Genomic DNA, 23,857 nt, shown 5'->3' on the forward strand with positions numbered 1-23,857 from the left:
GCGCTACAGCTTCAGCTCCCAGGTCTCGCCCACCTGCGGCTGGCCGTAGCCCTCGTGCGGCTCCGAGTGCACGAGCTGGAAGCCGCGCTTGGCATAGATGCTGCGCGCGGCCGTGAGGCAGCTGTTGGTCCACAGCGTCATCTTCTTGTAGCCCTTGCGGCGCGCGAAGGCGATGCACTCGTCCACGAGGCGTCCGCCCAGGCCCAGCCCGCGCGCGGCCGGCGTGAGGATCAGCATGCGCAGCTGCGCCACGGTGGCCGACTTGCGCACCACGAAGATCGCGCCGACGCGCTCGCCGTTGAGCTCGGCGATCCAGCAGCGCTCCCACTCGGGCTGGAACTTGAGCAGGAACTCGCCCGCGATGCCCGCCACGAGCGCTTCGAAGCGGTGGTCCCAGCCGTATTCGCGCGCGTACAGCTCGCCGTGCTGCTGCACCACCCAGCCGATGTCGCCGGGCGCCGGGTCGCGCAGCACGGCGGCCTGGGGCCGGGCCGGCGGCGCGGCCGGTTCGAGCAGCGCCTGCACCGTGTCCATGGCCTGCACCAGCTGGTTTTGTTGCGCCGGCGGCAGCGCGGCGAGCAGGGCAGCGGCTTCGTCGCGTGATTTCTGTTGCAGCGGCGCAAACGCGGCATGGCCGGCTTCGGTCAGGCGCAGCACGCTCTGGCGGGCGTCGCGCGGGTGCGGCTCGCGCGTAAGCCAGCCGTGGGTTTCAAAGCGGCGCAGGATGCGGCTGAGGTAGCCGGCGTCGAAGCCCAGGTCGCGCCCGATCTCGCTGGCGACCGGGGTTTCGCGGTGCGCCAGCTCGTAGAGCACGCGCACGTCGGTCAGCGACAGGTCGCTGCCCAGATAGGGGTCGAGAGCACCGATGCGGCGCGTGTAGAAGCGGTTGAACCGGCGGATGGCCTTGACGGCGGACGGGTCGACGGAGGGCGTTGGCGTGGGCATGGTTGCCATTGTCATTCAAATTGATTGACTTTGGCAATCAAATAGGAGCCCTCGCATCCCGGGGCAAGGGATCTTCAGGGCGACAGAAATGCTGGAAAACCCTAAAATCGAGGGTTGCCCACACAGGCGGCGCCCTAGCGCTGTCCGCTCCCACCGATGAACGCCCCCGTCGACGTCTCCTTTTTTGCGCGTGCCGCCAAGCCGCTGACCAGCTACCGCAAGTACTGGGCGGCCCGTTTCGGCACGGCCAAGTTCCTGCCGACCTCGCGCAAGGAGATGGACGCGCTCGGCTGGGACAGCTGCGACATCATCGTGGTTACGGGCGATGCCTACGTCGACCACCCCAGCTTCGGCATGTCGGTCATCGGCCGCATGCTCGAGGCGCAGGGCTTTCGCGTGGGCATCATCGCGCAGCCCGACTGGCAAAGCGCCGAGCCCTTCAAGGTGCTGGGCAAGCCGAACCTGTTCTTCGGCGTCACGGCCGGCAACATGGATTCGATGATCAACCGCTACACGGCGGACCGGAAGATCCGCAGCGACGACGCCTACACCCCCGGCGACGTCGGCGGCTCGCGCCCCGACCGCGCGGCCATCGTGTATTCGCAGCGCTGCAAGGAAGCCTGGAACGACGTGCCGATCATCCTTGGCGGCATCGAAGGCAGCCTGCGCCGCATCGCGCACTACGACTACTGGTCGGATAAGGTGCGCCGCTCCATCGTCGTCGATGCCAAGTGCGACCTGCTGCTGTACGGCAATGCCGAGCGCGCCATCGTCGAGATCGCGCATCGCCTGGCCGCCAAGGAGCCGGTGCAGCAGATCACCGACGTGCGCGGTACCGCGTACGTGCGGCGCGAAACGCCCGAGGCCTGGTTCGAGATCAACTCCACCAGCGTCGACGAACCCGGCCGCGTCGAGGCGCACGTCAACCCGTACCTGATGGTGTCCGACCAGGCCAAGGCCAACGGCGCCACCTGCGCGAAGGAAGACGAGGCGCAAGCCGTCGCCAAGGCCGCCGAAGCCGCGGGCTCTGCCGCGGGTTCGGTCGTCAACCCCGCCATCAAGCCGCTGAACTTCGTGCCCAACCCGGCGCTGCAGGGCCGCGGCAAGATCGCCGTGCCGCCGCGTGACCGCTCGGTGATCCGCCTGCCTTCGTACGAACAGGTGCGCAGCGACCCGGTGCTCTACGCCCACGCCAACCGCGTGCTGCACCTGGAAACCAACCCCGGCAACGCCCGTGCGCTCGTGCAGGCGCACGGCGAGGGCGCCACGGCGCGCGACGTGTGGATCAACCCGCCGCCCATTCCGCTCACCACGGCCGAGATGGACCACGTGTTCGACCTGCCGTACGCGCGCAGCCCGCACCCGCGCTACGCCGACGAGAACGGCAGCCACGACGGGGCGACCAAGATCCCCGCGTGGGAAATGATCCGCTTCAGCGTGAACATCATGCGCGGCTGCTTCGGCGGCTGCACCTTCTGCTCGATCACCGAGCACGAGGGCCGCATCATCCAGAGCCGCTCGGAAGATTCGATCATCAAGGAGGTCGAGGCCATCCGCGACTCGGTCAGCGGCTTCACCGGCACCATCTCCGACCTGGGCGGCCCCACGGCCAACATGTACCGCCTGGGCTGCAAGAGCCCCGCGATCGAGGCGGCGTGCCGCAAGCCCAGCTGCGTGTACCCGGGCATCTGCCCGAACCTGGGCACCAACCACGACCCGCTCATCAAGATCTACCGCCGCGCGCGGGCGCTCAAGGGCATCAAGAAGATCCTCATCGGTTCCGGCCTGCGCTACGACCTGGCCGTGCAGTCGCCCGAGTACGTGAAGGAGCTGGTGCAGCACCACGTCGGCGGCTACCTGAAGATCGCGCCCGAGCACACCGAGCAGGGCCCGCTCACGAAGATGATGAAGCCCGGCATTGGCAGCTACGACAAGTTCAAGCAGATGTTCGAGAAGTACTCGGCCGAGGCGGGCAAGAAGCAGTACCTCATTCCGTACTTCATCGCCGCGCATCCGGGCACCAGCGACGAGGACATGATGAACCTCGCGATCTGGCTCAAGAAGAACGGCTTCCGCGCCGACCAGGTGCAGACCTTCTACCCGAGCCCGATGGCCACGGCGACGACGATGTACCACACCAACAAGAACCCGCTGCGCAAGATCACGCGCGAGAGCGAGACGGTGGACATCGTGCGCGGCGACAAGCGCCGCCGCCTGCACAAGGCCTTCCTGCGCTACCACGATGCCAACAACTGGCCGCTGCTGCGCGAAGCCCTCAAGAGCATGGGCCGCGCCGACCTCATCGGCAACGGCAAGCACCACCTGATCCCGACGTGGCAGCCGCTGACCGATGGCGGCTACACGAGCGCGCGCCGCAAGAACTCGACCTCCGCGCCGGTGGCCGCCAAGGCCGCGGCACCGGTCAGGCTGGCGCCGGTGAAGCCCTCCAAGGGCCGCATCCTCACGCAGCACACGGGCCTCCCGCCGCGCGACAACGGCAGCGGCGGCAAGCCGCTCAACAAGCCTTCACGCAAGGTGCGTTGAGGCCTGGTTGAAGGCGCGGTCAGCCGAAGGCCGCGTGCTTCGACAGCCAGAACACCCACGCCCCCAGCGCCGCGCAATGCAGCGCGACCGTGACGTAGAACCTCCACAGGAAACTCGCCTTGCTCGACTTGTGCCGCAGCAGCTGCTGCGCGCACCAAGCGCCCGGCCAGCCACCCGCGAGCGCGAGCAGGTGCAGCGTGCTTTCCTGCGTGCGCCAGCGCCCGGCCTGCGCCGCGCTCTTGTCGAAGGCGTAGGCCCCGAAGGTGAGCAGGCTCAGCCCCGCGACGACCGCCAGCGCGAGCAGCGGCAGGCGACCGAGCCACACAGCGGCGCCCAGGCCGGCGGCGTAGACCCCGATCAGCCACGCGCCCCACGGCGTGCCGGCCGTGCTGCGACCCGAAGGCCGGCGCGGCTGCGCGCGTGACGCTGCACGAGGCACGGCAGCCGCCGAGGCCGCAGCCGCTTCCACGGCCATGGCCCGCGGCCCCTTGCCGCCGACATGGATCTCTTCGAAGTGCACCGCCATGCCGACTTGCGGCTTCAGCTGACGGTCGCGAAAGTCGCGCAGGTGCACGAAGACGTCGGCCGACACCTCCGGGCTGCGGATGAAACCGAAGCCGCGCTCGGCCTCCCAACGAACGAGTCGACCTTGGCGCTTCATGGCATGCAGTGAGAAAGGGCAGGGCACATGCGGGCGATTCTCTCTTGTGGGCGCGGGGCGTCGCTCCTATCATCGGCCGCTCATGCACCTGCATCACTCTCCCCCTTCGTCGACCTGCCGCTGACGTTCGCGCGCGCCTCGCGCCGCGTCTGTCAGACCCGCAAGTGGTCGCTGCCGTCCGCCTTCTTCCGCTGAGCGAAGACAGGCCGGACGGTGGCCGGATGGTCATGCCCGCCCCCGGCAATGCGTCGACGCGACGCCGAGGCAGCGGGCCTCACGGAGAGTTTCAACATGAATGCAAGAACAACGGCCGCCCTGGCCTGGGGCGGCGTGCTGCTGGCCGGCGTGCTCTGGGGCGGCGGCGCCCTGGTGGCGCAATTCCTGATCGACGGCGGCATTGCGCCGCACAGCCTGTCGCTGGCGCGCTTCGCGCTGGGCATGCCGCTGCTGTGGTGGCTGCACTGGCAGGCGACACGGCGCGCGCCGGCCACCGATGCCGGCTGGCGCCATCTGACGCGCCGCGAGCAGGGCCACGTCGTCGGCACCGGCGCCGCGATGGCGCTGAACGTGAGCTGCTGGTTCGCCGGCATCGCGCACCTGGGCGCCGCGCTGCCGACGGTGATCTCGATCTGCTGCGCGCCGCTGATCGTGGCCTGCGTGTCGGCGCTGCGCGGCTACGAACCCTTCGGCGCGCGCCTGCTCGGTGGCCTCGTGCTGGCGCTGGCGGGCGTGCTGCTGCTGGTGATGCCGGCCGCTGGCTGGGGCGCCTTGCCGACGGGCTACGGCGCAGGGTTGGCGTGGTCCTTCGGCTCGGCCGTCTGCTATGCGCTGGTGGTGCTGGGCAACGCGCGCATGCCGGCGCGGGTGCCGGCCGTGACCGCGTCCGCCTGGGGCATGAGCGCCGCGGCGCTGTGCATGCTCGGTGTCGCGGTGGCGAACGGCATCACCTGGCCCGAGGGCACGGCGCAATGGACGGGCGCGGCCTACACCGGCGTGGCCACCACCTCGGTCGCCTACCTGGCCTTCGCCTGGGGTGCGCGTCGGCTCTCGCCGACGGCGGCGGTGGTCGGCACGCTGATCGAGCCGCTGGTGGCGGCCTGGCTCGCGGCGCTGTGGCTGGCGCAGCCGATGGCGCCGCGCCAATGGCTGGGCGCGGCGCTGCTGGCGGGGGCGATGCTGCTGCTGGTGCGGCGGAACCGGGGTATCGTGTAGCCCCATGATGAGCAGTTCGCCCCCGTGCCGGTTTCGTGGAAGCGCATCCTGGCGGTGGCCGCCTGCTGCGGCGTGTCGCTGCTGGCGCAGGCGGCGGCCCCCGAGGCCTCCGCGCCCGCGGGTGCCCAGGCCCTGCGCGCCGAGCACCAGAAGCTCAGCGACAAGCTCGACCAGAGCCGCTTCGGGCGCCCCGTGCAGCTCGACTCCACCGAGACGCCCGGCGGCCTCGAGGGCGACATCTACGCCGTGGTCGAGCACCCGCTGTCCAAGGTCAGCGCGGCGCTCAAGGGCTCGGACCACTGGTGCGAGCTGCTCACGCTGCACATCAACAACCGGCGCTGCCGCATCAGCACCTCGCCGCAGGGCAAGGAGACGCTCACGCTGTTCGTGGTGCGCCGCTACGACAAGCCGGTTGACCAGGCCTTCGAGCTGCCTTTTGCCTACCGCGTGGCCAGCGCCACGCCCGAGCACCTGCAGGTCGAGATGTCGGCCGACACCGGCCCGTTCGGCACCAGCAACTACCGCGTGCGGCTCGAAGCGGTGGCGCTCGACGAGCGCAAGACCTTCCTGCACTTCAGCTACGGCTACAACCACAACACGATGGTGCGGCTTGCCACGCAGGCCTACCTCGCCACCTTCGGCAGTTCCAAGGTGGGCTTCACCGTGGTGGGCAAGGGCGCCGACGGCCAGCCCGAGTACATCCGTGGCCTGCGCGGGCTGGTGGAGCGCAATGCGATGCGCTACTTCCTCACGCTCGACGCCTACCTGGCCACCGGCGCCAACGACCCGGCCGAGCGCCGGCAGCGCTACTGGTTCGCGGCGGCCGAGCGCTACCCGCGCCAGCTGCACGAGGTTGACCTGGACACCTACCTCGCGGTGAAGCGCGAAGACCGCCAGCGCGACGGCAGCGGTCGCTGAGCACCGCAACCTTTCGGTTGCAGTTTCACGGGCTTGTCATCTGCCTCGGCATTAATCGCCGGGGCTTGCGCCTTTGCGCGGGCGCATCACAAGGACAACAAGCAATGCGCAAGACAACAAGAGGATCGAGGATGGGATGGCTGGCGCTCGTGGGCGCTGGCGCGGTGCTGACCGCCTGCGGCGGCGGCAACGGCGGCGGGGGCGGCTGGTCGTTCCCCGTGGGCGGCGGCACGACCAACCCACCGGCGGCACAGTCGAAGACCGGCACCTTCCTGGATGCCGCCGTGGAAGGCCTCGACTACGTGGCCGGCAGCGCCCCCAAGGCCGCCACCAACGCCAAGGGCGAATTCATCTGCAAGGACGGCGAGACCGTCACCTTCAGCGCCGGCGCGCTGGCCCTGGGCAGCGCCGCGTGCGGCGACGCGATCACGCCGCTCACCCTGGCCGGCGGCAGCGACGTGAAGGCCGATGCCGTGGTCAACCGCCTGCTCGCGCTGCAAAGCTTCGACGAGGACCGCGATCCCGCCAACGGCATCCGCCTGACGCCCGCGCTCAAGGCTGCGCTGACGGCCGGCGCGCTCGATTTCAACGCCGCGCCCGACGCCTTCCACACCGCGCTCAACGCGGTGCTGGCCGCGTTGCCCGCTCCCTACAATGCCCGCATGGTCGACTCGAACCGCCGCATGCTGGCCCGCGAACACTTCGAGGACACGCTGGCCTCGCGCCTGGCCGCACCGGTCACCGAAGCGTCGACGCAGACCAATCAGCTCGGTGCCATCGGCATCGCCGTCACGCGCTACCAGCTGCAGGCCGACACCCGCTTCCACGTGCCCTACGAGGGCGACAGCGCGGACATCAAGGCCGACTTTCCGCAGGGCTTCCTGCCGGCCTACGGCTCGGGCCTGGCGTTCAAGGGCAAGGCCGACGACGGCGCGCTCGAGTTCTACGCCATCACCGACCGTGGCCCGAACGGCGACGGACCGACCGCCCCCGTGCCCGGCGGCGGCGATGGTGTCACCAGCATCAGCAAGGTGTTCCCGGCGCCGTCGTTCGCACCGAGCTTCGGCATCGTGCGCGTGGGCAAGACCGGCGCCGTGCTCAGCACCAGCGTGCCGCTCAAGCGCGACGCCAACACCAAGATCACCGGCCTGCCACCGCGCTCGGGCGTGGGCTCGACCGGCGAAACCCCGCTGACCGACCAGTACAAGTTCGACGAAGCCAAGGCCGGCTACGACGCCCACGGCCTCGACCCCGAGACCCTGGTGCTCGACAAGGCGCGCAACGTGCTGTGGACCAGCGACGAGTACGGCCCCTTCATCGCGCGCCTGAACATCGCCAGCGGCGTGATCGAGAAGAAGTACGCACCCGGCCCCGGCGCCACCGACCTGCCGGCGGTGCTGGCCCAGCGCCGCCCCAACCGCGGCATGGAAGGCCTGACGCTCGACGCGGCCAGTGGCGTGCTGCACGGCTTCCTGCAGAGCCCGATCGACCCGCGCGACGCCAACGGCAAGTCGATCAAGGCCAAGCCGCCGGGCGGCAGCAACACCGATGTGCGCCACATCGCGAAGTTCACGCGCTGGCTCGCGTTCGATCCGGCCACCGAGACCTCCAAGCTCTACGCCTACCCGATCGACGGCAGCCAGTACGACAAGGACCGCACCGGCAACGCCAAGCTCGGCGACATGGTGAGCCTGGGCAACGGCCGCTTCATCGTCATCGAGCAGGGCGCGCGCAAGGGCGACGGCAAGGTGTTCAACAAGCTGATGCTGGTGGAGCTGCCGGCCAACGCGACGAACATCGCCGCCCCGGAGTTCAACCACAACCTCGAGATCAGCAGCATCACGCAGGCCCCCTCGAATGGCGTCGACTATTCGACCGTGGTGACGATGCGCAAGACCGAGCTGCTCGATCTTAACGTGCTGGGCTGGCTGGCCGAGAAGGCCGAGGGCCTGACCATCGTCGACGACCAGACCCTGGCGCTGGTGAACGACAACGACTTCGGCCTGGGCACCGTGCTGCTCGCCGCCGATGGCACTCGCCTGGCTGGCAGCGTGGAAGACTGCACGGTCAACGTGAAGGGCGAGCTCATCAGCGGCTGCCCCGCGGGCACGGCTGGCGCGCGCATCACGCGCGGCTCCGACCTGGAGCGGCCGACGCGCATCTGGCTCATCAAGCTCGATCGCAAGCTGAGCGAACTGCGCCTGCCGGCGTCCTGAGCGCCGTCAGTTGGCCAGCGTGAGCAGCGGCACGTCGCGCTCACGGCCCATGGCCTCCAGCTCGGCGCGCGTGCGCGTCGCGAGCCAGGCGGCCAGCGCCGCGTGCGTGGCCGGCGCCATCATGTCCGGCGGCGCCACGCCGGCCACGTCGCACAGGCGCGCGGCGAAGTGCGGTTCCAGCGCCGCCACGGCCACGCGGCCGTCGGCACAGGGGTAGACGCGGTAGCCGGCGTGCGCGCCGCCCACCGCGCCGTCGGGCTTCGTCAGCCCCCAGGTGCGGGGCAGGGCGAGCCAGTCGGCCGAGGCGTTCAGCGCCACCTCGAGGTACACGCCGCCGCGCTGGCGGGTCTGCTGCAGCACGGCCTTCAGCACCGCCTCGCTCGCGAGCAGCGCGCCGCCCATGTCGGCGTACAGCGTGGGCGGCAGCGCCGTGCCGGTGACGAGGCCGCTCTCGGCGAGGTAGGTCAGGTCGTGGCCCGGCTCCTCGGCGCGTTCGCCCGGCGCGCCGACGATGGCGACCTGCGACAGCGCCGGATGCCGCGCCTGCAGCGAGGCCCAGTCGAGCTTCAGCTTCTGCAGCGCCGACGGACGGAACGAGGTCAGCAGCACGTCGGTGCGGGCCAGCTCGGCATGCAGCTGCGCTTGGCCGGCCTCTGTCTTCAGGTCGACCGTGCGGACCTCCACGCCCTCGTGCAGCGCCGTGTACGCGGGCCGGTTGTACAGCCCCATCGGATCGCCGCCGGGCGGCTCCAGCTTGAGGCAGGCCGCGCCCATCGTGCGGCAGCGCAGCAGCGCGGCGGGGCCTGGCAGGTTGAGCGCCAGGCTCAACACGCGCACGCCGTCGAGCGGCAGGAAGGAAGCATCGGAGGAACGGGGCATGGGTCGTGTGTCCGGAAGGTCCAGGGGTGAGAGGGAAGGGGGCGCGGCCATTTTCACCCGCCGGCAGAGCCAGATTCCGCAAGCCATGGCGCCCTGGCAGTCGTAGCATGCGGCCGATGGCAGCACGCGCTCTTGCCGCTGCCGCAACGCCAAGGAGACCCCTCATGTTCGAAGCATCCCTGATGCGCGGCCAGCGCATCCTCGTCACCGGCGGCGGCACCGGCCTCGGCCGTGCCATGGCCGAGCGTTTCCTGAGCCTGGGCGCTGACGTCGCCATCTGCGGCCGGCGCCAGGCGGTCTGCGAAGAAACCGCCGCCGCCTGGCGCCAGCAGTTTCCCGATCGGCGCATCGATGCCTTCGGCGTCGACATCCGCATCGCGCAGCAGGTCGACGAGATGGTCGAGAGCCTGTTCCAGAGCGGCGGGCTCACGGGGCTCGTGAACAACGCGGCGGGCAACTTCGTCTCGCCGACCGAGAACCTCTCGCCGCGCGCCTTCGACGCCGTGGCCAACATCGTGTTCCACGGCAGCTTCTACGTGACCCAGGCGGTGGGCAAGCGCTGGGTGGCGCAGGCCAAGTCGGGCGCGTGGAAGCCGGGCGATGCGTTCCGCAGCGTGATGAGCATCATCGTCACCTGGGTCGACAACGGCAGCCCGTACGTCGTGCCCTCGGCCATGAGCAAGGCGGGCATCGAGGTCATGACCAAGTCGCTCGCGGTGGAGTGGGCGCGCCACGGCATCCGCCTGAACGCGGTGGGCCCCGGCGAGATTCCGACCGAGGGCATGAGCAAGCGCCTGAACCCCGGCGAGGAACCCGGCGCGCGCAGCATCAAGACCAACCCGATGGCGCGCGTGGGCCGCATGAGCGAGCTGCAGAACCTCGCGTCCTTCCTGATGGCGCCGGGCCAGTGCGACTGGCTCACGGGCCAGAGCATCATGATGGACGGCGGCAATGCGCTGGCCACCGGCGGCAACTTCTACGAGCTGCGCGAGTGGAGCGACGCCGATTGGCTGGCCGCGCGCGAACGCATCGAGGCGCAGAACCAGAAGGACAAGGCGCAGCGCTGAAAGTTACTTGCGCGGCGGCTTCGCGGCGCCCACCGTGACCTGCTTGCGCACGGGGCTCGACAGCACCAGCGAGGTGGTCACCGAACCATCGACCGCGAGCGCGTCCACCACGCGCTCCAGGTCGGTCGGTTCGGCGATGGCGCAGCGCACGAAGAAGCAGTCTGCGCCGGTCACGCGGTCCACCGCGAGCACCTCGGGCATGGCCTCGAAGAGCGCGAGGTAGCGCGCAATGGCCGCGTGCGTGGTGTCGATGCGGATGATGGCCTCCAGTCCCACGCCCAGCGCGCGCAGGTTCACGCGCGCGCCGTAGCCTTCGATCACGCCCGCATGCTCGAGCTTGCGCACGCGCTCGCTCATCGCCGGCTGCGACAGGCCGATGCGCTTGCCGATCGCGGCCAGGCTCTGGCGCGCGTCGGTCTGCAGGGCTTCGAGGATGAGGCGGTCTTTCTTGTCGAGGGTCATGGCGTGCGGTGAAAGAAGAGGAGACCGATGATCGATCGGCGGGCGGCGTCGATTTTCGATGGGTTGCCCTTCTGCGCGCGCGGTGCGGGCGCTATGGTGGCGGTCATCTTTTTCCAGGAGACCCCATGCAACTCGTCGGCATGCTCGACTCGCCCTTCGTTCGCCGCGCCGCGATCTCGCTGCGCCTGCTCGGTCTGACTTTCGAGCACCGCTCGATCTCGGTCTTCAGCACCTTCGAGCAGTTCCGCGCGATCAACCCGGTGGTGAAGGCCCCGACGCTGGTGTGCGACGACGGCACGGTGCTGATGGACTCGACGCTCATCATCGACCACGCGCAGGCAGTCGCTGGCCGCAGCTTGTTTCCTACCGATCCGGCGGGTCGGTTGCGCGACCTGCGCCTCACGGGGCTCGCGCTCGCAGCCTGCGAGAAGACGGTGCAGATCGTCTACGAGCGCAACCTGCGCCCCAGTGAGAAGCAGCACCAGCCGTGGGTCGATCGCGTGCAGGGCCAGCTGAACACGGCCTATGCCGAGGTGGAACGCGAACTGGCGGCTGCGCCGCTGGCAGCACCCGCAGAAAAAACGATCACGCAGGGCGGCATTTCGGCGGCGGTGGCCTGGACCTTCACGCAGTTCATCCTGCCCGACGCGGTGCGCCCGTCGGACTTTCCGCTGCTCGCCGCGTACACGGCGCAGGCCGAGCAACTGCCCGTGTTCGTCGGCGCGCCGCTGGTCTGAACAACCGCGCTCAGGCCGCGATGTCCGCCCCGCGCTCGGCCAGCAGGCCGCGCAGCAGCGAGCGGTGGCAGCGCGACTCGTCCTCGCAGTAGCAGCCGACCGCGAGCGCGGCGGTGTGCGAGAGCGCCGCGAGCAGGTCGAGGCTGCGGCTGGCGTCGGCCTCGGCCATCTCGGCCTTGTACTTGCGCATGAAGGCGTTCCATTGCGCCGGCGTCTCGGCTTCCTGGCCCAGCTTCATCGTCTCGGCCGACGGCGCGAGGTTGGGGTACCACACGTCATACCAGTTCTGCGAGGCGAACTCGGTCTTCGGCACGCCGCGCGGCGGGCGGCGCACGGTGCCGATGCGCAGGCCCTCGCCGGGTGCGCGCGGGGTGCCGAGGCGGACGATGCGGATGCTCATGACGGGGATCTCCTGGGGCTGTTGTTGTGGTGTGTTCGACTGTCAGGTGCCGACGATACCGCCGTCGCGCCGGCGGATCGCCAGCGTGGCCGAGCGCGGGCGCGCGCTGCCGGGCGCTGTGCCGTCGGGCCAGGCGCTGTTGTGCTTCGCGTCGCCGTCGTCGCGCGACTCGCCCGGGTGCTGGATGTTGACGAACAGCGTGCGCCGGTCGGGCGTGACCACGCAGCCCGTGATCTCGCAGCCGTTGGGCCCCGTGAGGAAGCGCTGGATGCGGCCCGTGGTCGGGTCGGCGCACAGCATCTGGTTGTTGCCGAGCGCGGCATAGGGCGGCTTGCCCATGGACTGCCCGCTCATGTCGGTCTGGATCCACAGCAGCCCGCCGCTGTCGAAGTGCAGGCCGTCGGGGCAGCCGAACACGTCGGCGTGGTCGCCGGGGTAGCGTGTGCCGGCGCCGGGCTGCGCGGGGTCGCCCGCGAGTGCGTAGTGGTCCCAGACAAAGGCGGTGCTCGCCGCGTCGCCGCCGTCCTCGCGCCAGCGCAGGATGCCGCCGAAGAAGTTGGGCGCGCGCGGGTTGGCGGCGTCGGCGCCGGGCTTGCCGAGGTCGCCGCGCTGCGTGTTGTTGGTGAGCGTGACGTACACCTCGCCGCTGTGCGGATGCACGGCGATCCATTCGGGGCGGTCCATCTTCGTGCCGCCGACGATGTCACCCGCCAGCCGCGCGTGGATCAGCACTTCGGCCTGGTTGGCGAAGCCGCTGGCGGCGTCGATGCCGTGGCGCCCGTGCACGAGTTCGAGCCAACGCCCGCGCCCATCGGCGTCGAAGCGCGCGACATGCAGCGTGCCCTCGTCGAGCAGGTGCCGGTTGGCCGCGCGTGCGGCGCCATCGGTGCCGGGGCGCACGGGGTCGCGGCTCACGAACTTGTAGATGTACTCGAAGCGCGCGTCGTCGCCCATGTAGACCACCACGCGGCCGTCCTTGGCTACGGTACAGGTCGCGCTTTCCTGGCGCTTGCGGCCGAGCGCGGTGCGCTTGACGGGCACCGACTCGGGGTCGAAGGGGTCGATCTCGACCACCCAGCCGAAGCGGTGCGGCTCGTTCGGATGGCGGCTCAGGTCGAAGCGTTCGTCGAAGCGCCAGTACTCGACCCATTGCGCGCCCGGCACCGTACCGTAGCGGCGCTGCGCGGGTGTCGCATTGTTCGCTGCTTCTTTCGGGCCGCCGAAATAGCCGTGGAAGTTCTCCTCGCAGGTCAGGTAGGTGCCCCAGGGCGTGACGCCCATCGCGCAGTTGGCGAAGGTGCCGAAGACGCCGGTGCCCGTCGGGTCGGCGGCGGTGCGCATCAGCGGCGTGCCCGCGGCGGGGCCGGCGATGCGCATCGGCGTGCGGCCGTGCACGCGGCGCGCGTAGGGCGAGGGCAACACCTGGCGCCAGCCTTCCTGTGTGCGGCGGACCTCGATGACCGACACGCCCATCGCATGCAGCGACTTGCGGACCTTGTCGGCGTTCCAGGCCTTCACGCCGTCGGTGTGCAGCAGTTGCTCGTCGGTGTACTCGTGGTTCATCACGAGCAGGCCGCGTTCGCCGCGCGCATCGAGCGCGAAGAAGTGCATGCCGTCGTGGTGCATGCCCGCCTGCAGGGCCTGCTCGTCGGCGCTGTTGCCGGCGTCGGGCGCGAAGGCCGGCAGGCGGCCCGCAACGCCCGTGGGCGCCCCCCAGGGGTAGAGCATCTGCCACTCGTACTCCGGCGGCACCACCACCGCGTCGCGTTGCGAAATGGGCACGCTGGTGAAGAAGCCCGACGGGTTCGTTGCGCCTGTGAAGGGCGGCAACTGCGAACGCGCGCAGCCTTGGCCGAACAGCGCGACGACGGCGGCGGTGGCGCCCGATTGCAGGAGAAAGTGACGGCGGTCCAGGGGCATGGCGAGGCGGCGGAGGTGTTGGGTCGGCGACAGTGCGCATCATCGCCCAGCGGCCCGGTCGCGCGATACTGAGCCGATACCCCGACACCGACAGGAGACATGCAATGAGCGACCGTATCGAATGGACCCGCCACGCCGACGGCGTGGTGGAACTGCAGCTGGCGCGCGCCGACAAGATGAACGCGCTCGACCCCGCGATGTTCGACGCGCTGGTCCAGGCGGGCGAAGCGCTGCGGGGCGACAAGAGCGTGCGCGCCGTCGTCATTGCGGGCCGCGGCAAGGCCTTCTGCGCGGGGCTCGACATGGCGTCGTTCGAACGCATGGGGCAGGGCGCCGCCAGCGACGTGCTGGGCGCGGCGGCCGGCGGCACCGACCTGGTCGCGCGCACGCACGGCCTCTCGAACGCTGCGCAGCAGGTGGCGATGGTGTGGCGCGAAGTGCCGGTGCCGGTCATCGCGGCCGTGCATGGCGTGGCCTTCGGCGGCGGGCTGCAGGTGGCGCTGGGCGCCGACATCCGGCTCGTGGCGGCCGACACGAAGCTGTCGGTGATGGAGATCAAGTGGGGCCTCGTGCCCGACATGGCCGGCATGGTGCTGATGCGCGAACTGGCGCGCACCGACGTCGTGCGCGAACTCACCTTCACCGGCCGCATCTTCTCGGGTGAAGAGGCCGTGCGCCTGGGCCTGGCCACGCGCGTGGCCGCCGACCCGCTGGCCGAGGCGCTGCAGATGGCGCACGAGATCGCCGCCAAGAGCCCCGATGCGATCCGCGCCGGCAAGCGGCTGCTGAACGCGTCGCTCGCGCACAGCGCCGCCGAGCTGCTGATCGCCGAGTCGGTGGAGCAGCAGGCGCTGATCGGCAGCCCCAACCAGCTCGAGGCCGTGAAGGCCAACATCGAGCGGCGGGCGCCGCAGTTCAGCGCGCCGGCCTGAGTTTCTTCTTCTGGTTTTTTTGGCGTTCCTCGCGGTGCGGACACCGCGAGGCGCAGCTGTTTGCGCGCCCGTTTCGGCCGGCCGAAGCGGTGATCGCAACATTTCGTATGCCAAAAATCGTACACAAAGCGCGCCATCCGTGTCTTTGTGTAAGAATTAAGTAGTTGTTTTCCCGAGTAATTCGGCGGAATTGACCGCACTTTGTGTGCAGAAGGTCACGTCTTGCCGTATGCCCTCGGTCGGGAAAATGACTATCGGAGTCACACTCGAAAACAATTAATCAACTTTTGCTTTGGCTAGCGACGGCGTTCCGCATGTCGACGAATACGTTTTTTTGCAATCTCAGCGTGCCCATCCTCGTGGGCGAGGACCGCTACAAGTACGTCCCGATCGTGGGGGTGTTTCGCAGCATCCCCATCGAGCAGGTCGACGAGTGGGTGATGCACCCCGACGGCCGTCCGCGCAGCGATCGCGAACTCGCCGCCGAAGTGCTGGTCGAAATCCGCAAGCCGCTCGGCACGAGCGGCCACACGGCGCCGAACGCCTTCGACGTCGCCGACATCCTGCAGCTCGATCGCGCGGCGGCCATCGTGGTGTCGACCTTTCTCGCGGCGCTGCCGCGGGTCTGAACACCGCCTCACGGCGTCTTCCTTTTTCTTCCCGTCTCAGCTCGCGATGGCGCCGACCGCCCAGTAGAAGGTCGGCCGTGCACCGTTGAGCAGGTGGTCGCCCACCACGCGCCCCTTGTAGATCGTCGGGTTGTGCGACGCCAGCGTGCGCGCATTGCGCCAGTGCCGGTCGAGCCGCCGGTCTTCCTGCAGCGCCGAGGCGCCGCCGATGTCGAACAGCCGCGTGCCCGCCTGCAGCACCGCATCGACGATGCCGGCCTGCGCCTTGGCGGTGTTCAGCTCCACCTCGAACAGCAACTGCTCGGGCACGGCCTCGCCGCGCTGCAAATGGCGGTCGACCTCGCCCAGGCCGCGCGCCACCGCCTGCACCGTCGACGCGGCCACGAAGGCCGTGCTCGCGAGCTGGCCGATCACCTGCTGCACCAGCGGGTCTTCGCGCGGCGTGGCGCCGCTGCCGTGGCTGTAGACGCGCTTGCGCGGCTGCACGAAGGCCACGGCATCGCGCACGATGGCGCGTGCGATGCCCGCCAGCGTCGCCAGGTGCGTGAGCTGGAAATGCGCGGTGAGCGGCGTGGGCTGGTCGCGCACGTACAGCAGCACGTGCTCGGGCTTCACGCGCACCTGGCGAAAGCGCGTTGTGCCTGAGGCGCTCAGGCGCTGGCCGAAGCCGCGCCAGTCGTCGACACGCTCGACACCCGCGGCTTCCGCCGGCACGAGCGCGATCACGCGATCGCTGCTGCCGTCGTCGTTCAGGCGCTGGGCCGCGACCGAGATCCAGTCGGCGTAGAGCGTGCCGGTGCTGTAGAACTTGTCGCCGTCCAGGCGCCACGTGTCGGCGCTCTGCGCGTCGCGCGTGAGCGTGGTCTGCAGCGCGCCGAGCGCGCCTTCGCCGAGCTCGGTGGTGGCGTTGCCGAAGATCACGCCGTCGGCCGCCAGGCGCATCCACGGGCCGTGCAGCGCGGGGTCGATCTCGGCGAACAGGCGTTCGATGAAACCGAAATGCGCACGAAGGATCTGCGGCAGGTTGGAGTCGGCCTCGCCGAGTTCGATCAGCAGGTCGTACAGCTGCTCGACCGATGCGCCCAGCCCGCCGTGCGCGAGCGGCACGCGCAGTGCGCCGAAGCGGGCGGCCTTGAGCCAGGCCACCGGCGCGTAGGCCAGTTCGCGGTCGTTCTCGCGCTGCGCCGCGTGCTCGGCGATGCGCGCGAAGACGGGGCGGAAGCGCTCGGCGAGTTGCTGCGAGGAGGGAGCGAGCGTGGAAGGGCGGGCGGAGGCCGTGGGCGCGGCGGGGCGCGTCGGCGTGTCGTGGGTGGATGCCATGGAGAGCCGGGCGGCCCCGAGGGCGCGCCGGAAAAAGAGCGATACAGGCGTGGGACTGTGCCCGCGCCATGCCGTCGCTGGGAAATACGCTTTTCGTGTTTTCTTATGCGCGGCGGGCGGGCTGCGCCGTCGCGTCAGAACTCGCCCTTGAGCCCCACGCGCACGCCCACCGATCCGCTCGACCCGCTGACCCCGGCGGAGAGCGCCAGCGGCATGTCCGTCGCGAGGCGGTGCACGACGCTGGCACCCATCGCGGAGTGGCCCTTGTAGTTCGCCAGCTGCGCGGCCCAGCTGGTCTTGCCCGGTGCGGACGGCATCGGCGCATCGCCCATCGCCATCGCCGCGGCCACGCCCTTTGGCCGCGAAGCTGCGCGCCTCGGACACCGCGGCCGCCGTCAGCTGCTGTGCCTGCTGCAGGTTGACCGCGTCGGTGGGCAGCACGCCGGGTGCCACGTTGGCGATGGTGCGCGTCTGGCCGGTGGCGGCGTTGCCCACCGACACCGAGTTGTCGCGCGTGGCCACCGAGCCCTGACCGAGGGCGACCGAGTTCGATCCCGCGGCCAGCGTGTTGGCGCCCAGCGCCACCGCGTTGTTGCCGGTGGCGATGGCGTCGTTGCCTACGGCGGTCGTCGGATCGGCCAGCGCCTTCGCGCCCGCGCCGATCGCCACCGAGCCTGCGTAGCGCGCCTGCGCCCCGTGGCCGATCGCCGTGGTGTTGTCGCCCTGGGCCGTGGCGTTGGTGCCCAGCGCCGTGGCACCCGTGCCCGTGGCCTGCGTGCCGGTGCCGCAGGTCACGTTGCCGCCGCTGAAGCTGCACAGGCCGTTGGACAGCGCCTGGTTCATGACGCCCTGCAAGGCGGCGATCTGCTGCATCGTGAAGGTGTTGGCGGTGGTCAGCGCACCTTGCTGCACCTGCTGCAGCTGGCCGACGTTGGCGGCATCGGTGGCGGCGACGCCCGCGCGCACGTTGCTCAACGTGGTGCCGGCGCCGCCGTTGGCGTTCAGCGCGACCTGGGCACCGCCCGCGCCGTATTGCACGGAGTTGTTCGCCACGCCCAGTGCGGTGTTGGCCGTGCCTTGCGCAGCGACGGCGGTGGCCTTGGCATCCGTGGCGCTGGCCTGCGCACCTTGCGCCGCGCCGAGGGCCGTGTTGGCGGTGCCCTGGGCCGTGGCTGCGGCTGTGGTCGCGGTGTTGGCGGTGCCCTGGGCGGCCGCCGCCGCGGCCTGCGCGGTTTGCGCGGCGCCCAGGGCGGTGTTGGCGGTGCCTTGCGCCGCGCCCGCGGCGTCCCTCGCGAGGACGGCCGTGCCATTGGCCGCGGAGGCCGCGGCCTGTGCGGTGTCCGCGGCCTGCCGCACGGTGTACAGCTGGCCGCCGTTGACGGCATCGGTGCTGGTGGCGTTCACCGCGCCGGCGCTCACGTTGACCAGGCCGCGCGTCTGTCCTGCGCTGCCGAAAGACACGGTGTTGGCCGATGTGGCGACCGAGTTCGCGCCGATGGCCACGCCGCCGTTCGCACCGTTCGCGACCCGGCTGCCCGAGCCGATCGCCACGCTGCCTGTGGCCTGCGCTGCCGCACCCGAGGCTGTGTCGCTCGCGCCGCCGATGGCCGTGCTGCCGTTGCCGGAGGCCTGGGCGCCCTGTCGGGTGCCCAAGGCGCTGCCGATGGCGACGGCGGCGTCGCCCGATGCCTGTGCGCCGCTGCCGCCCGGCTGGCCGCCAAAGCCGCAGCAACCGTTACCGCCGGTGCCTCCCGCGCCGAGCGCGATCGCCCCGCTGGCCGATGCCTGGGCGCCACGTCCTCCGGTGCCGCCTGTGCCGCCTGCGTCGCCCTGTCCACCGGTGCCTCCGCCTCCGATGGCCGTCGTGCCGCTTGCGGTGGTGCTGGCGCCGGACCCTCCCGTGCCGCCGGCTCCGCCGGACGTTCCCACACCGCCATCGCCGCCCGCACCCAGCGCTGTGGCACCGTCGCCAGAGGCCGAGGCGGCACTTCCGCCGACACCGCCGGATGCACCCGAATCCCACGCGCCCGCATTGCCCACGTTGCCGTGGACCAGGCCGGCCGCATGGACACTGCCGGCAACCAGCAAGGCCACGGCAGCCAAGTGCCGAAGGGCGCGGACGCGCGACGGTTGTCCATGGACACCGTGGATGTGGACGTGGATCGGCATGGACTCTTCCCCTGTGAAAGCAAACAAGACAAACGCGTCGAAGTGTGTCTTTTTGCCCTCGAGGGAGCCATCACCGAAAACTGGTAAGAGCCCTGGCCGGGGGGCTAGATCGCCTTGACCTCGAAGTAGGCCTCGTCCGTGTCGCCCAGGTCGCGAAAGCCCGCCGTGCGCGCGGCGTCGTAGGCCTTGACCCAGCGCGCGGCCAGCGCGATCTCGCGCTTGGTGAGGTCGGTGTCGCTCGACTCGCTGGCGTTCTGGAACGCGCGCATCGCCGGCAGCACGTCGGCGCCCAGCTGCTTTTCGAGTTCGCGCCGGAAGCGTTGCTCCGCGACCCTGACTGCGTCGGCCGACGAGTGGGGGTAGTCGATCAGCTTGGCGGAAAAGGCGTCACGCGGCTCGTCCTCGGTGTCTTCGAGCGCGGCCGCAGCGGCAGAGGGCTCGTGGAAGTTGAAGAGGGGCGAGGGCGGCGTTGCCGGCCGGGGGAAGAAGAGTTCAGCTTGGGTCATGGTTCACCCACGCGTTGGACTGGGATGTGTTCTTCGGCATGTGGATTCCTTGAGAATGCTGTTTAAATGTACAGTATTGAATCCAGAATTCAAATGACAGATGGCGCGCATCTGGCGCGTGGAGCCCTCTGCTTTAATGGCGCCTTGCCGGGGAGGGCCCAGGCTTGTGTCACAGAGGAAGGCGACGTGCAGATGGATTGGATGACCGTCCTGGGGACCGTCGGAGTGATCGTCCTTCAAGGGCTGTCGTTCTGGTTCCTCTACTGGCTCTGGAAGAAGCTCCGTACGCCCAAGGCGCCCCGGGCGGGCGCTGCGCCCCTTGCAATCAAGGGCGGCGCGGTGCCCGTTGTGGCCTCCTTCACCGGCCTGCGCGGACTGCCGTGGGTGGCGCTGGCGACCAACAGCCTGAATCCTGTCTTGCGTATCGAAAGCGAGCAGTTGGTGTACCGCGTGCTGCGCCAGCGCGAGCGGCCCTTTGCGGACATCCGCCAGGTCGACGTGCGCGAGGCCTATGGCACCTTCAACCTGATCTTCGAATTCCACGACGCGCGGCGGACCTTCGTGGCCAATGTGGGCACTGCGGCGCGCGGGGCGCAGGCGTTGGCGCTGCTGCCCGAGAGCGTGCCGCTCTCCGCCCGTGCGCGGGAGGCGTTGCGTCCAGCGGGCGCCAAGGCCGGCGTGTGACGGGTTCGCGCGGTGCATCGGCGCGGCCGGCGTCGATGACCTGTGCACTGCGAGGCATCGCTACTACCATCGCATCCATGCGCCTCACCTTCCTCGCCAGCCTTCTCCTGATCGCCAGCGGCATGGCCCAGGCCCAGCAGGTCTATCGATGCGGCAACCAGTACAGCGGTGAGCCGTGTGGCGGCAGCGGCGGTCGCGTGGTCGACGTGTCGCCGCCGGTGCGCAATCTCGAGGCGGCCGGTGCGTCCCAGGTGTTTCTCTGCGTCAGCAACAGCGGTGGGCGTTTCTGGTCGCCGAATCATTGCCGTGAGCGAGGCGCACTGGTCGAGCGCATCGAACCGGTCCCGGCAGGATTGCCGTGGGAACAGCAGGTGGACATTGCGGACCGGCAAACCAGGCAAGGCTATGCGGTCCAGCAACAGGCCGCGCAACAACGCGGTGCGACGTCGCCGGGCGTGACGGGTGGCAGTGGCGACACGTCGCGCTGTGCGCACTTCAATGAGCGGGTGGCGTACTACGACCGTTTGGCGCGGCAGCCGCAGAGTGGCGCGACGCAATCCTGGATCGCCGAGCAACGCAAGGAGGCCCGGGATCAGCAGTTCAGGGCAAGGTGCTGAGGCCCGCGAAAAGCGGCTGCGCGTGAGGCCATGAGGCCGTGAAGCCTGCACTCGCAGGGCCTCAACGGCCGGGCCCGAAATGATTCTGCGCAACGCACCGGCGCCCCCCGGATTGCACGGCATTGCAGGCGTTCTCGGCGGCGGCGTACTGCTGTTGGCGCGTCTGGCGTTCCGCGGCGATCTGGGCGGGTGTCACGCCGGGCTCGGTGGGGCAGTTGGCGGCGATCATGTCCAGCACTGTCTTCGTCATGAACATCACCGTTTCTTGGCTGGCGGTGATCGAGGCATTGGGTGCGACCTTCGTCGCGATGACCGACTGCTTCATGGCTTCGCAGGTCTGGCTGGAAAGGCGCGTTCCGGCAGGGCGGTTGGCCGCGTTGGCCGTGCCCCCTGGCGACGAACCGCCACCCGCGTTCGTGCTGCCACCCGACTCACCCGTCATCTGCCGCGCCGTCGTGGCCGCCAGCGGATGGTCGGGGAAGCGGCTCATCAAGGTGCGCTGCACTTCGCGCGCGCGGGCGCGGTCGCCCTGGGCGTTCAACTCGTCGGCGCGGGCGAAGAGCTGGCCTGGGTTCATCGTCTGCAGGCTGGTTCGGAATTGCTGTTCGGCCAGGGCCGCCTGCTCGCGTTTGCGCTGCTGTTCGGCTTCGGCCGCGAGCCGGTTCTTTTCTGCTTCGGCGCGTGCGGCGGCCTCGCGGTCGCGCGGCAGGTTGACGTCGGTCCGGTTGCCCTCGGTGTCGATGCGCGCGCCTACCGACAGCACGCCCTTGTCGTAGCGGCCTTCCTCGGATAGCGACCCGTCGGCGCGGTACTCGCGGCCCTGGGCGGGCTTGCCGTCCACGCGCAGGCCTTCGAAGCGGGAGCCGTCGGCGCGCGTGAAAGTGCCCTGCACGGCGCCTGTGTCGGTCCAGCGGCCGACCAGGGTGGCGCCGTTCTTGAAGCCGTACGCGCCCGCGCCGACACGCTTGCCGTTCACATACTCGCCCACGAACCGGTCGCCGGTGGGGTGCAGGACGTCGAATGCCCCCTGCTTCTCGCCTTGCCGGTACTGGCCGCGCTGGATCTCGCCGCTGGAGAAGATCGTCGTGCCGGAGCCTTCTTCCTGGCCGTCCCGGGTCTGGCCGTAGTAGACCCAGGTGGTGCCGTTCTTGCCGTTGCCGCTCAGGGTATCGCCGGTGCCTGCATCGCGCACGCGGTTGCCGATCTCCTGTGCACGGGGCTGGACGTCGGGTCGGGCGCCCAGCGCACGCTCGTTGCTGCGCTCCTCGCTGTTCAGCTCTGCCGTGAAGATGGCATCGGGTGTGAATTCCTTGCGATAGCCGAACAGCAGCGTGCGCGTGCCTTCGCCAATGGCAGCCTGCAGCCGCTCCAGGTAGCTCTTGGCGCGTGCGCAGGTCTTCTGCACGTTCAGCACGAAGCGGCAGCCGACATGCGCGGCGCAGAGATCGGCCTGGGTGACTGTGGCCTCGTCCTTGAGCTCGGCGCAGTTGGAGATCTCGGGATTGACCTGAGCCCGAGCGTCCGCAGGAACAGCCAGTACACAGGCCGAGAGGACGAGCACCGACAGGAAGTGGGCGGGGATCCGGATCGCGTACAAGGGGCCATGCCGACCTCGGCGGTGGGAGGTGGCGTTAGGTTCTTGCGCGGTGGTCTTTATCGTCATGGCGTCATCCCCTCGATGTGAGACCAGCCGAATCTAGTCGCTCGATTTGCAAGCGAAATACCTCTTTTGTGGGAGTCCACGGCAACCAGTGGGCTGGGACTGCGCTGGCCAAGAAAAAGCCCGCACGAAGGCGGGCAAGGGTGGTCCTGAGGAGAGGAGAGAAAAACTGGGCCACTGAACTCAGTCTGGTGGCCGATCTTCTCGATCAGCGCACCGAGGCATATTGGCTATTGCATGTTCCCCCGGTTGTATTGGTCAAGCCCACGCTGAAAAGCCGTTTTCCCGTTGTACGCCTGGTCATTCTCCCGAAAATATTGGGCAGCAGTCTGAAAGTCCTTGGCGCATTGCTTGTAATGGTTGGCCGCCATCGGTCGGCGATTCTTCTCAGCCTCATGAGCGGCAGTTTCACATTTTCTTTTGTTGTCCATGGATGTCGTCCAATTGCTGGCGAGTGCATGAGAGGAGACGAATGCCAGCAAGATAGCGAGAGAAAATCGAATCATGTGAACTCCTATAAAGCCCTGTTTGGTCAATGATGAATGGCAAGCGTTATTTCGCCTCAGGGTTCCCGCCGGATACGATTTGAGCGCTCCCTGGCTTCTTGAACGGATCCCGCTCCCCGGGTGTTGAATCGAACAAGGCACGAGGCGTGTGCGTCTTGGGCGCGTTTGAGCCTGGTGGCTGCGCAGTACTCTCTGTCGTCCTGTGTTCGCTCGCGCTGGCATTGCGCGCGCGTTGTCATGACGGCGCTGTCGAAGTCCCCGCATGCGCGCTGCGCTTCATTGGCGCCCGCAAGGGCGGCGTAAAGAAAAAGGCCGAATGCCAATAGCGGGTTCTTGTAATTCATCGACGTCTCCTCGTGGTGGAAGACCTGAATCTATCCATGCCATTTTGCAAACCAAATACCGCATTTGTGGGAGTCAACGGATACTGGTAGCACGGCAGCGATCACCTTTCGGAGGATGGCTGGGCAGTCTTGGGAAAGATCGGAGGGGGCTGTACCGCGAGGGAGCGAGCAGGCGACGGGCGGGTTGAACCTACCGCCGCATCCGTGGGCAGCAAGCGCGTCGACTTGACGGCAGCTCGCGCATGCGTGCTCTGTGGGTCGTCCTTCCGGCGGAGCAACGGCGCAAAAGTTGGAGAAACCCGTTGCGGTTGGAGACGCAAGTGGCCTGCCCGGAGGGGATCGAACCCCCGACAACCTGCTTAGAAGGCAGGTGCTCTATCCAACTGAGCTACGGGCAGATTCAGGTCGAGAAGCGAGGGCCGGAGCCTTCGGTCCTCGGGCCGCAAGGGATGCGGCAACAGACCCGAAAAATCAACGGTCTGGACGCTTCTGCCTCTGACCGGGGAAGCGCGGATTCTACCTACATCCC

At 69.2% G+C, this 23,857-nt stretch carries 22 protein-coding genes, 1 tRNA gene and 1 pseudogene; 11 read left to right on the forward strand and 13 right to left on the reverse strand.

The annotated features are described in order from the left end of the window. Positions 1-3: 3 nt before the first annotated feature. The gene (locus FFI97_RS04415) at positions 4-945 is read right to left on the reverse strand and encodes a bifunctional helix-turn-helix transcriptional regulator/GNAT family N-acetyltransferase (RefSeq protein ID WP_260684896.1); all 942 of its coding nucleotides are present in this window, start codon (positions 943-945) and stop codon (positions 4-6) included. A 156-nt stretch (positions 946-1,101) separates the two neighbouring features. On the opposite strand from FFI97_RS04415, the gene FFI97_RS04420 reads away from it, so the two are divergent. Next, complete coding sequence (locus tag FFI97_RS04420; RefSeq protein ID WP_062481079.1) at positions 1,102-3,489, forward strand: YgiQ family radical SAM protein; 2,388 nt, start codon at positions 1,102-1,104, stop codon at positions 3,487-3,489. Positions 3,490-3,508: 19 nt separating this feature from the next. On the opposite strand, the gene FFI97_RS04425 is transcribed toward FFI97_RS04420, so the two are convergent. Continuing rightward, the gene (locus tag FFI97_RS04425; protein WP_139704545.1) at positions 3,509-4,150 is read right to left on the reverse strand and encodes a DUF1294 domain-containing protein; all 642 of its coding nucleotides are present in this window, start codon (positions 4,148-4,150) and stop codon (positions 3,509-3,511) included. A gap of 291 nt (positions 4,151-4,441) precedes the next feature. On the opposite strand from FFI97_RS04425, the gene FFI97_RS04430 reads away from it, so the two are divergent. The 3 genes from FFI97_RS04430 to FFI97_RS04440 all read left to right on the forward strand — a co-directional run bounded on the left by FFI97_RS04430 (position 4,442) and on the right by FFI97_RS04440 (position 8,496). Next, positions 4,442-5,362 (forward strand): DMT family transporter, encoded by a 921-nt coding sequence (locus tag FFI97_RS04430; RefSeq protein WP_144004370.1) that lies wholly within the window; start codon positions 4,442-4,444, stop codon positions 5,360-5,362. 24 nt (positions 5,363-5,386) lie between these two features. After that, on the forward strand, positions 5,387-6,280 hold the full coding sequence (locus FFI97_RS04435) for a hypothetical protein (protein ID WP_260684897.1): 894 nt from the start codon (positions 5,387-5,389) through the stop codon (positions 6,278-6,280). Positions 6,281-6,411: 131 nt separating this feature from the next. Next, the gene (locus tag FFI97_RS04440) at positions 6,412-8,496 is read left to right on the forward strand and encodes an esterase-like activity of phytase family protein (protein ID WP_139704547.1); all 2,085 of its coding nucleotides are present in this window, start codon (positions 6,412-6,414) and stop codon (positions 8,494-8,496) included. A gap of 6 nt (positions 8,497-8,502) precedes the next feature. Here FFI97_RS04440 and FFI97_RS04445 read toward each other — a convergent pair whose 3' ends face one another. After that, positions 8,503-9,375 carry a CoA transferase gene (locus tag FFI97_RS04445; RefSeq protein WP_139704549.1) on the reverse strand — a complete coding sequence of 291 codons (873 nt, stop codon included), beginning with the start codon at positions 9,373-9,375 and terminating at the stop codon, positions 8,503-8,505. A 164-nt stretch (positions 9,376-9,539) separates the two neighbouring features. Between FFI97_RS04445 and FFI97_RS04450 the strand changes: the two genes are divergently transcribed. Beyond that, a complete protein-coding gene (locus tag FFI97_RS04450) occupies positions 9,540-10,442 on the forward strand; it encodes an SDR family oxidoreductase (RefSeq protein WP_062481608.1) in 903 nt (300 codons plus the stop codon). Positions 10,443-10,445: 3 nt separating this feature from the next. Here the strand turns inward: FFI97_RS04450 and FFI97_RS04455 are convergent, their stop codons facing one another. Further along, positions 10,446-10,904 carry an Lrp/AsnC family transcriptional regulator gene (locus FFI97_RS04455; protein ID WP_139704551.1) on the reverse strand — a complete coding sequence of 153 codons (459 nt, stop codon included), beginning with the start codon at positions 10,902-10,904 and terminating at the stop codon, positions 10,446-10,448. 125 nt (positions 10,905-11,029) lie between these two features. Here FFI97_RS04455 and FFI97_RS04460 point away from each other — a divergent pair, with 125 nt between their 5' ends. Beyond that, a complete protein-coding gene (locus tag FFI97_RS04460) occupies positions 11,030-11,641 on the forward strand; it encodes a glutathione S-transferase (protein WP_139704553.1) in 612 nt (203 codons plus the stop codon). Positions 11,642-11,651: 10 nt separating this feature from the next. On the opposite strand, the gene FFI97_RS04465 is transcribed toward FFI97_RS04460, so the two are convergent. Both FFI97_RS04465 and FFI97_RS04470 read right to left on the reverse strand, forming a co-directional pair. Continuing rightward, on the reverse strand, positions 11,652-12,041 hold the full coding sequence (locus FFI97_RS04465) for a DUF488 domain-containing protein (protein WP_095947243.1): 390 nt from the start codon (positions 12,039-12,041) through the stop codon (positions 11,652-11,654). Positions 12,042-12,083: 42 nt separating this feature from the next. Beyond that, positions 12,084-13,961: a PhoX family protein gene (locus tag FFI97_RS04470; protein WP_144004371.1), complete on the reverse strand. Its 1,878-nt coding sequence runs from the start codon at positions 13,959-13,961 to the stop codon at positions 12,084-12,086. 104 nt (positions 13,962-14,065) lie between these two features. Here FFI97_RS04470 and FFI97_RS04475 point away from each other — a divergent pair, with 104 nt between their 5' ends. Then, positions 14,066-14,893, forward strand: a complete 828-nt coding sequence (locus tag FFI97_RS04475; protein ID WP_139704556.1) for a crotonase/enoyl-CoA hydratase family protein — start codon at positions 14,066-14,068, stop codon at positions 14,891-14,893. 314 nt (positions 14,894-15,207) lie between these two features. Continuing rightward, on the forward strand, positions 15,208-15,522 hold the full coding sequence (locus FFI97_RS04480) for a hypothetical protein (RefSeq protein ID WP_070060970.1): 315 nt from the start codon (positions 15,208-15,210) through the stop codon (positions 15,520-15,522). 36 nt (positions 15,523-15,558) lie between these two features. Here the strand turns inward: FFI97_RS04480 and FFI97_RS04485 are convergent, their stop codons facing one another. The 4 genes and pseudogenes from FFI97_RS04485 to FFI97_RS04495 form a co-directional block, all read right to left on the reverse strand. Continuing rightward, entirely contained in the window at positions 15,559-16,842 is a 1,284-nt protein-coding gene (locus FFI97_RS04485) for an acyl-CoA dehydrogenase (protein WP_139704558.1), read from the reverse strand. A gap of 134 nt (positions 16,843-16,976) precedes the next feature. Then, positions 16,977-17,180 carry a YadA-like family protein gene (locus tag FFI97_RS33855; protein WP_313906279.1) on the reverse strand — a complete coding sequence of 68 codons (204 nt, stop codon included), beginning with the start codon at positions 17,178-17,180 and terminating at the stop codon, positions 16,977-16,979. A 76-nt stretch (positions 17,181-17,256) separates the two neighbouring features. Further along, a pseudogene (locus FFI97_RS33860) lies at positions 17,257-19,011 on the reverse strand (YadA family autotransporter adhesin); the annotation flags it as partial. A 104-nt stretch (positions 19,012-19,115) separates the two neighbouring features. Continuing rightward, a complete protein-coding gene (locus tag FFI97_RS04495; RefSeq protein WP_139704562.1) occupies positions 19,116-19,517 on the reverse strand; it encodes a hypothetical protein in 402 nt (133 codons plus the stop codon). A 192-nt stretch (positions 19,518-19,709) separates the two neighbouring features. Here FFI97_RS04495 and FFI97_RS04500 point away from each other — a divergent pair, with 192 nt between their 5' ends. Then, entirely contained in the window at positions 19,710-20,201 is a 492-nt protein-coding gene (locus FFI97_RS04500; RefSeq protein WP_139704564.1) for a hypothetical protein, read from the forward strand. A 77-nt stretch (positions 20,202-20,278) separates the two neighbouring features. Continuing rightward, positions 20,279-20,818: a hypothetical protein gene (locus tag FFI97_RS04505; protein ID WP_139704566.1), complete on the forward strand. Its 540-nt coding sequence runs from the start codon at positions 20,279-20,281 to the stop codon at positions 20,816-20,818. Between the two features lie 61 nt (positions 20,819-20,879). Here the strand turns inward: FFI97_RS04505 and FFI97_RS04510 are convergent, their stop codons facing one another. Continuing rightward, on the reverse strand, positions 20,880-22,481 hold the full coding sequence (locus FFI97_RS04510; RefSeq protein WP_139704568.1) for a hypothetical protein: 1,602 nt from the start codon (positions 22,479-22,481) through the stop codon (positions 20,880-20,882). Positions 22,482-22,669: 188 nt separating this feature from the next. On the opposite strand from FFI97_RS04510, the gene FFI97_RS04515 reads away from it, so the two are divergent. Next, the gene (locus FFI97_RS04515; RefSeq protein WP_139704570.1) at positions 22,670-23,017 is read left to right on the forward strand and encodes a hypothetical protein; all 348 of its coding nucleotides are present in this window, start codon (positions 22,670-22,672) and stop codon (positions 23,015-23,017) included. Positions 23,018-23,040: 23 nt separating this feature from the next. Here the strand turns inward: FFI97_RS04515 and FFI97_RS04520 are convergent, their stop codons facing one another. Both FFI97_RS04520 and FFI97_RS04525 read right to left on the reverse strand, forming a co-directional pair. Beyond that, positions 23,041-23,328, reverse strand: a complete 288-nt coding sequence (locus FFI97_RS04520; protein WP_139704572.1) for a hypothetical protein — start codon at positions 23,326-23,328, stop codon at positions 23,041-23,043. A gap of 321 nt (positions 23,329-23,649) precedes the next feature. Further along, positions 23,650-23,726: transfer RNA gene (locus FFI97_RS04525), tRNA-Arg, on the reverse strand. Positions 23,727-23,857 lie beyond the last annotated feature (131 nt).

Source organism: Variovorax sp. KBS0712 (genome assembly GCF_006323185.2).
In the GTDB taxonomy this organism is placed as follows: Bacteria; Pseudomonadota; Gammaproteobacteria; order Burkholderiales; family Burkholderiaceae_C; genus Variovorax; species Variovorax boronicumulans.

Bases quoted from the DNA above. Each gene is read 5' to 3' on its own strand.
- FFI97_RS04470 (WP_144004371.1), bottom strand. From the start codon at position 13,961: ATGCCCCTGGACCGCCGTCACTTTCTCCTGCAATCGGGCGCCACCGCC.
- FFI97_RS04465 (WP_095947243.1), bottom strand. From the start codon at position 12,041: ATGAGCATCCGCATCGTCCGCCTCGGCACCCCGCGCGCACCCGGCGAG.
- FFI97_RS04455 (WP_139704551.1), bottom strand. From the start codon at position 10,904: ATGACCCTCGACAAGAAAGACCGCCTCATCCTCGAAGCCCTGCAGACC.
- FFI97_RS04460 (WP_139704553.1), top strand. From the start codon at position 11,030: ATGCAACTCGTCGGCATGCTCGACTCGCCCTTCGTTCGCCGCGCCGCG.
- FFI97_RS04495 (WP_139704562.1), bottom strand. From the start codon at position 19,517: ATGACCCAAGCTGAACTCTTCTTCCCCCGGCCGGCAACGCCGCCCTCG.
- FFI97_RS04450 (WP_062481608.1), top strand. From the start codon at position 9,540: ATGTTCGAAGCATCCCTGATGCGCGGCCAGCGCATCCTCGTCACCGGC.
- FFI97_RS04480 (WP_070060970.1), top strand. From the start codon at position 15,208: ATGTCGACGAATACGTTTTTTTGCAATCTCAGCGTGCCCATCCTCGTG.
- FFI97_RS04505 (WP_139704566.1), top strand. From the start codon at position 20,279: ATGCGCCTCACCTTCCTCGCCAGCCTTCTCCTGATCGCCAGCGGCATG.
- FFI97_RS04475 (WP_139704556.1), top strand. From the start codon at position 14,066: ATGAGCGACCGTATCGAATGGACCCGCCACGCCGACGGCGTGGTGGAA.
- FFI97_RS04430 (WP_144004370.1), top strand. From the start codon at position 4,442: ATGAATGCAAGAACAACGGCCGCCCTGGCCTGGGGCGGCGTGCTGCTG.
- FFI97_RS04500 (WP_139704564.1), top strand. From the start codon at position 19,710: ATGGATTGGATGACCGTCCTGGGGACCGTCGGAGTGATCGTCCTTCAA.
- FFI97_RS04510 (WP_139704568.1), bottom strand. From the start codon at position 22,481: ATGACGATAAAGACCACCGCGCAAGAACCTAACGCCACCTCCCACCGC.
- FFI97_RS33855 (WP_313906279.1), bottom strand. From the start codon at position 17,180: ATGGCGATGGGCGATGCGCCGATGCCGTCCGCACCGGGCAAGACCAGC.
- FFI97_RS04415 (WP_260684896.1), bottom strand. From the start codon at position 945: ATGCCCACGCCAACGCCCTCCGTCGACCCGTCCGCCGTCAAGGCCATC.
- FFI97_RS04485 (WP_139704558.1), bottom strand. From the start codon at position 16,842: ATGGCATCCACCCACGACACGCCGACGCGCCCCGCCGCGCCCACGGCC.
- FFI97_RS04445 (WP_139704549.1), bottom strand. From the start codon at position 9,375: ATGCCCCGTTCCTCCGATGCTTCCTTCCTGCCGCTCGACGGCGTGCGC.
- FFI97_RS04520 (WP_139704572.1), bottom strand. From the start codon at position 23,328: ATGAATTACAAGAACCCGCTATTGGCATTCGGCCTTTTTCTTTACGCC.
- FFI97_RS04425 (WP_139704545.1), bottom strand. From the start codon at position 4,150: ATGAAGCGCCAAGGTCGACTCGTTCGTTGGGAGGCCGAGCGCGGCTTC.
- FFI97_RS04440 (WP_139704547.1), top strand. From the start codon at position 6,412: ATGGGATGGCTGGCGCTCGTGGGCGCTGGCGCGGTGCTGACCGCCTGC.
- FFI97_RS04420 (WP_062481079.1), top strand. From the start codon at position 1,102: ATGAACGCCCCCGTCGACGTCTCCTTTTTTGCGCGTGCCGCCAAGCCG.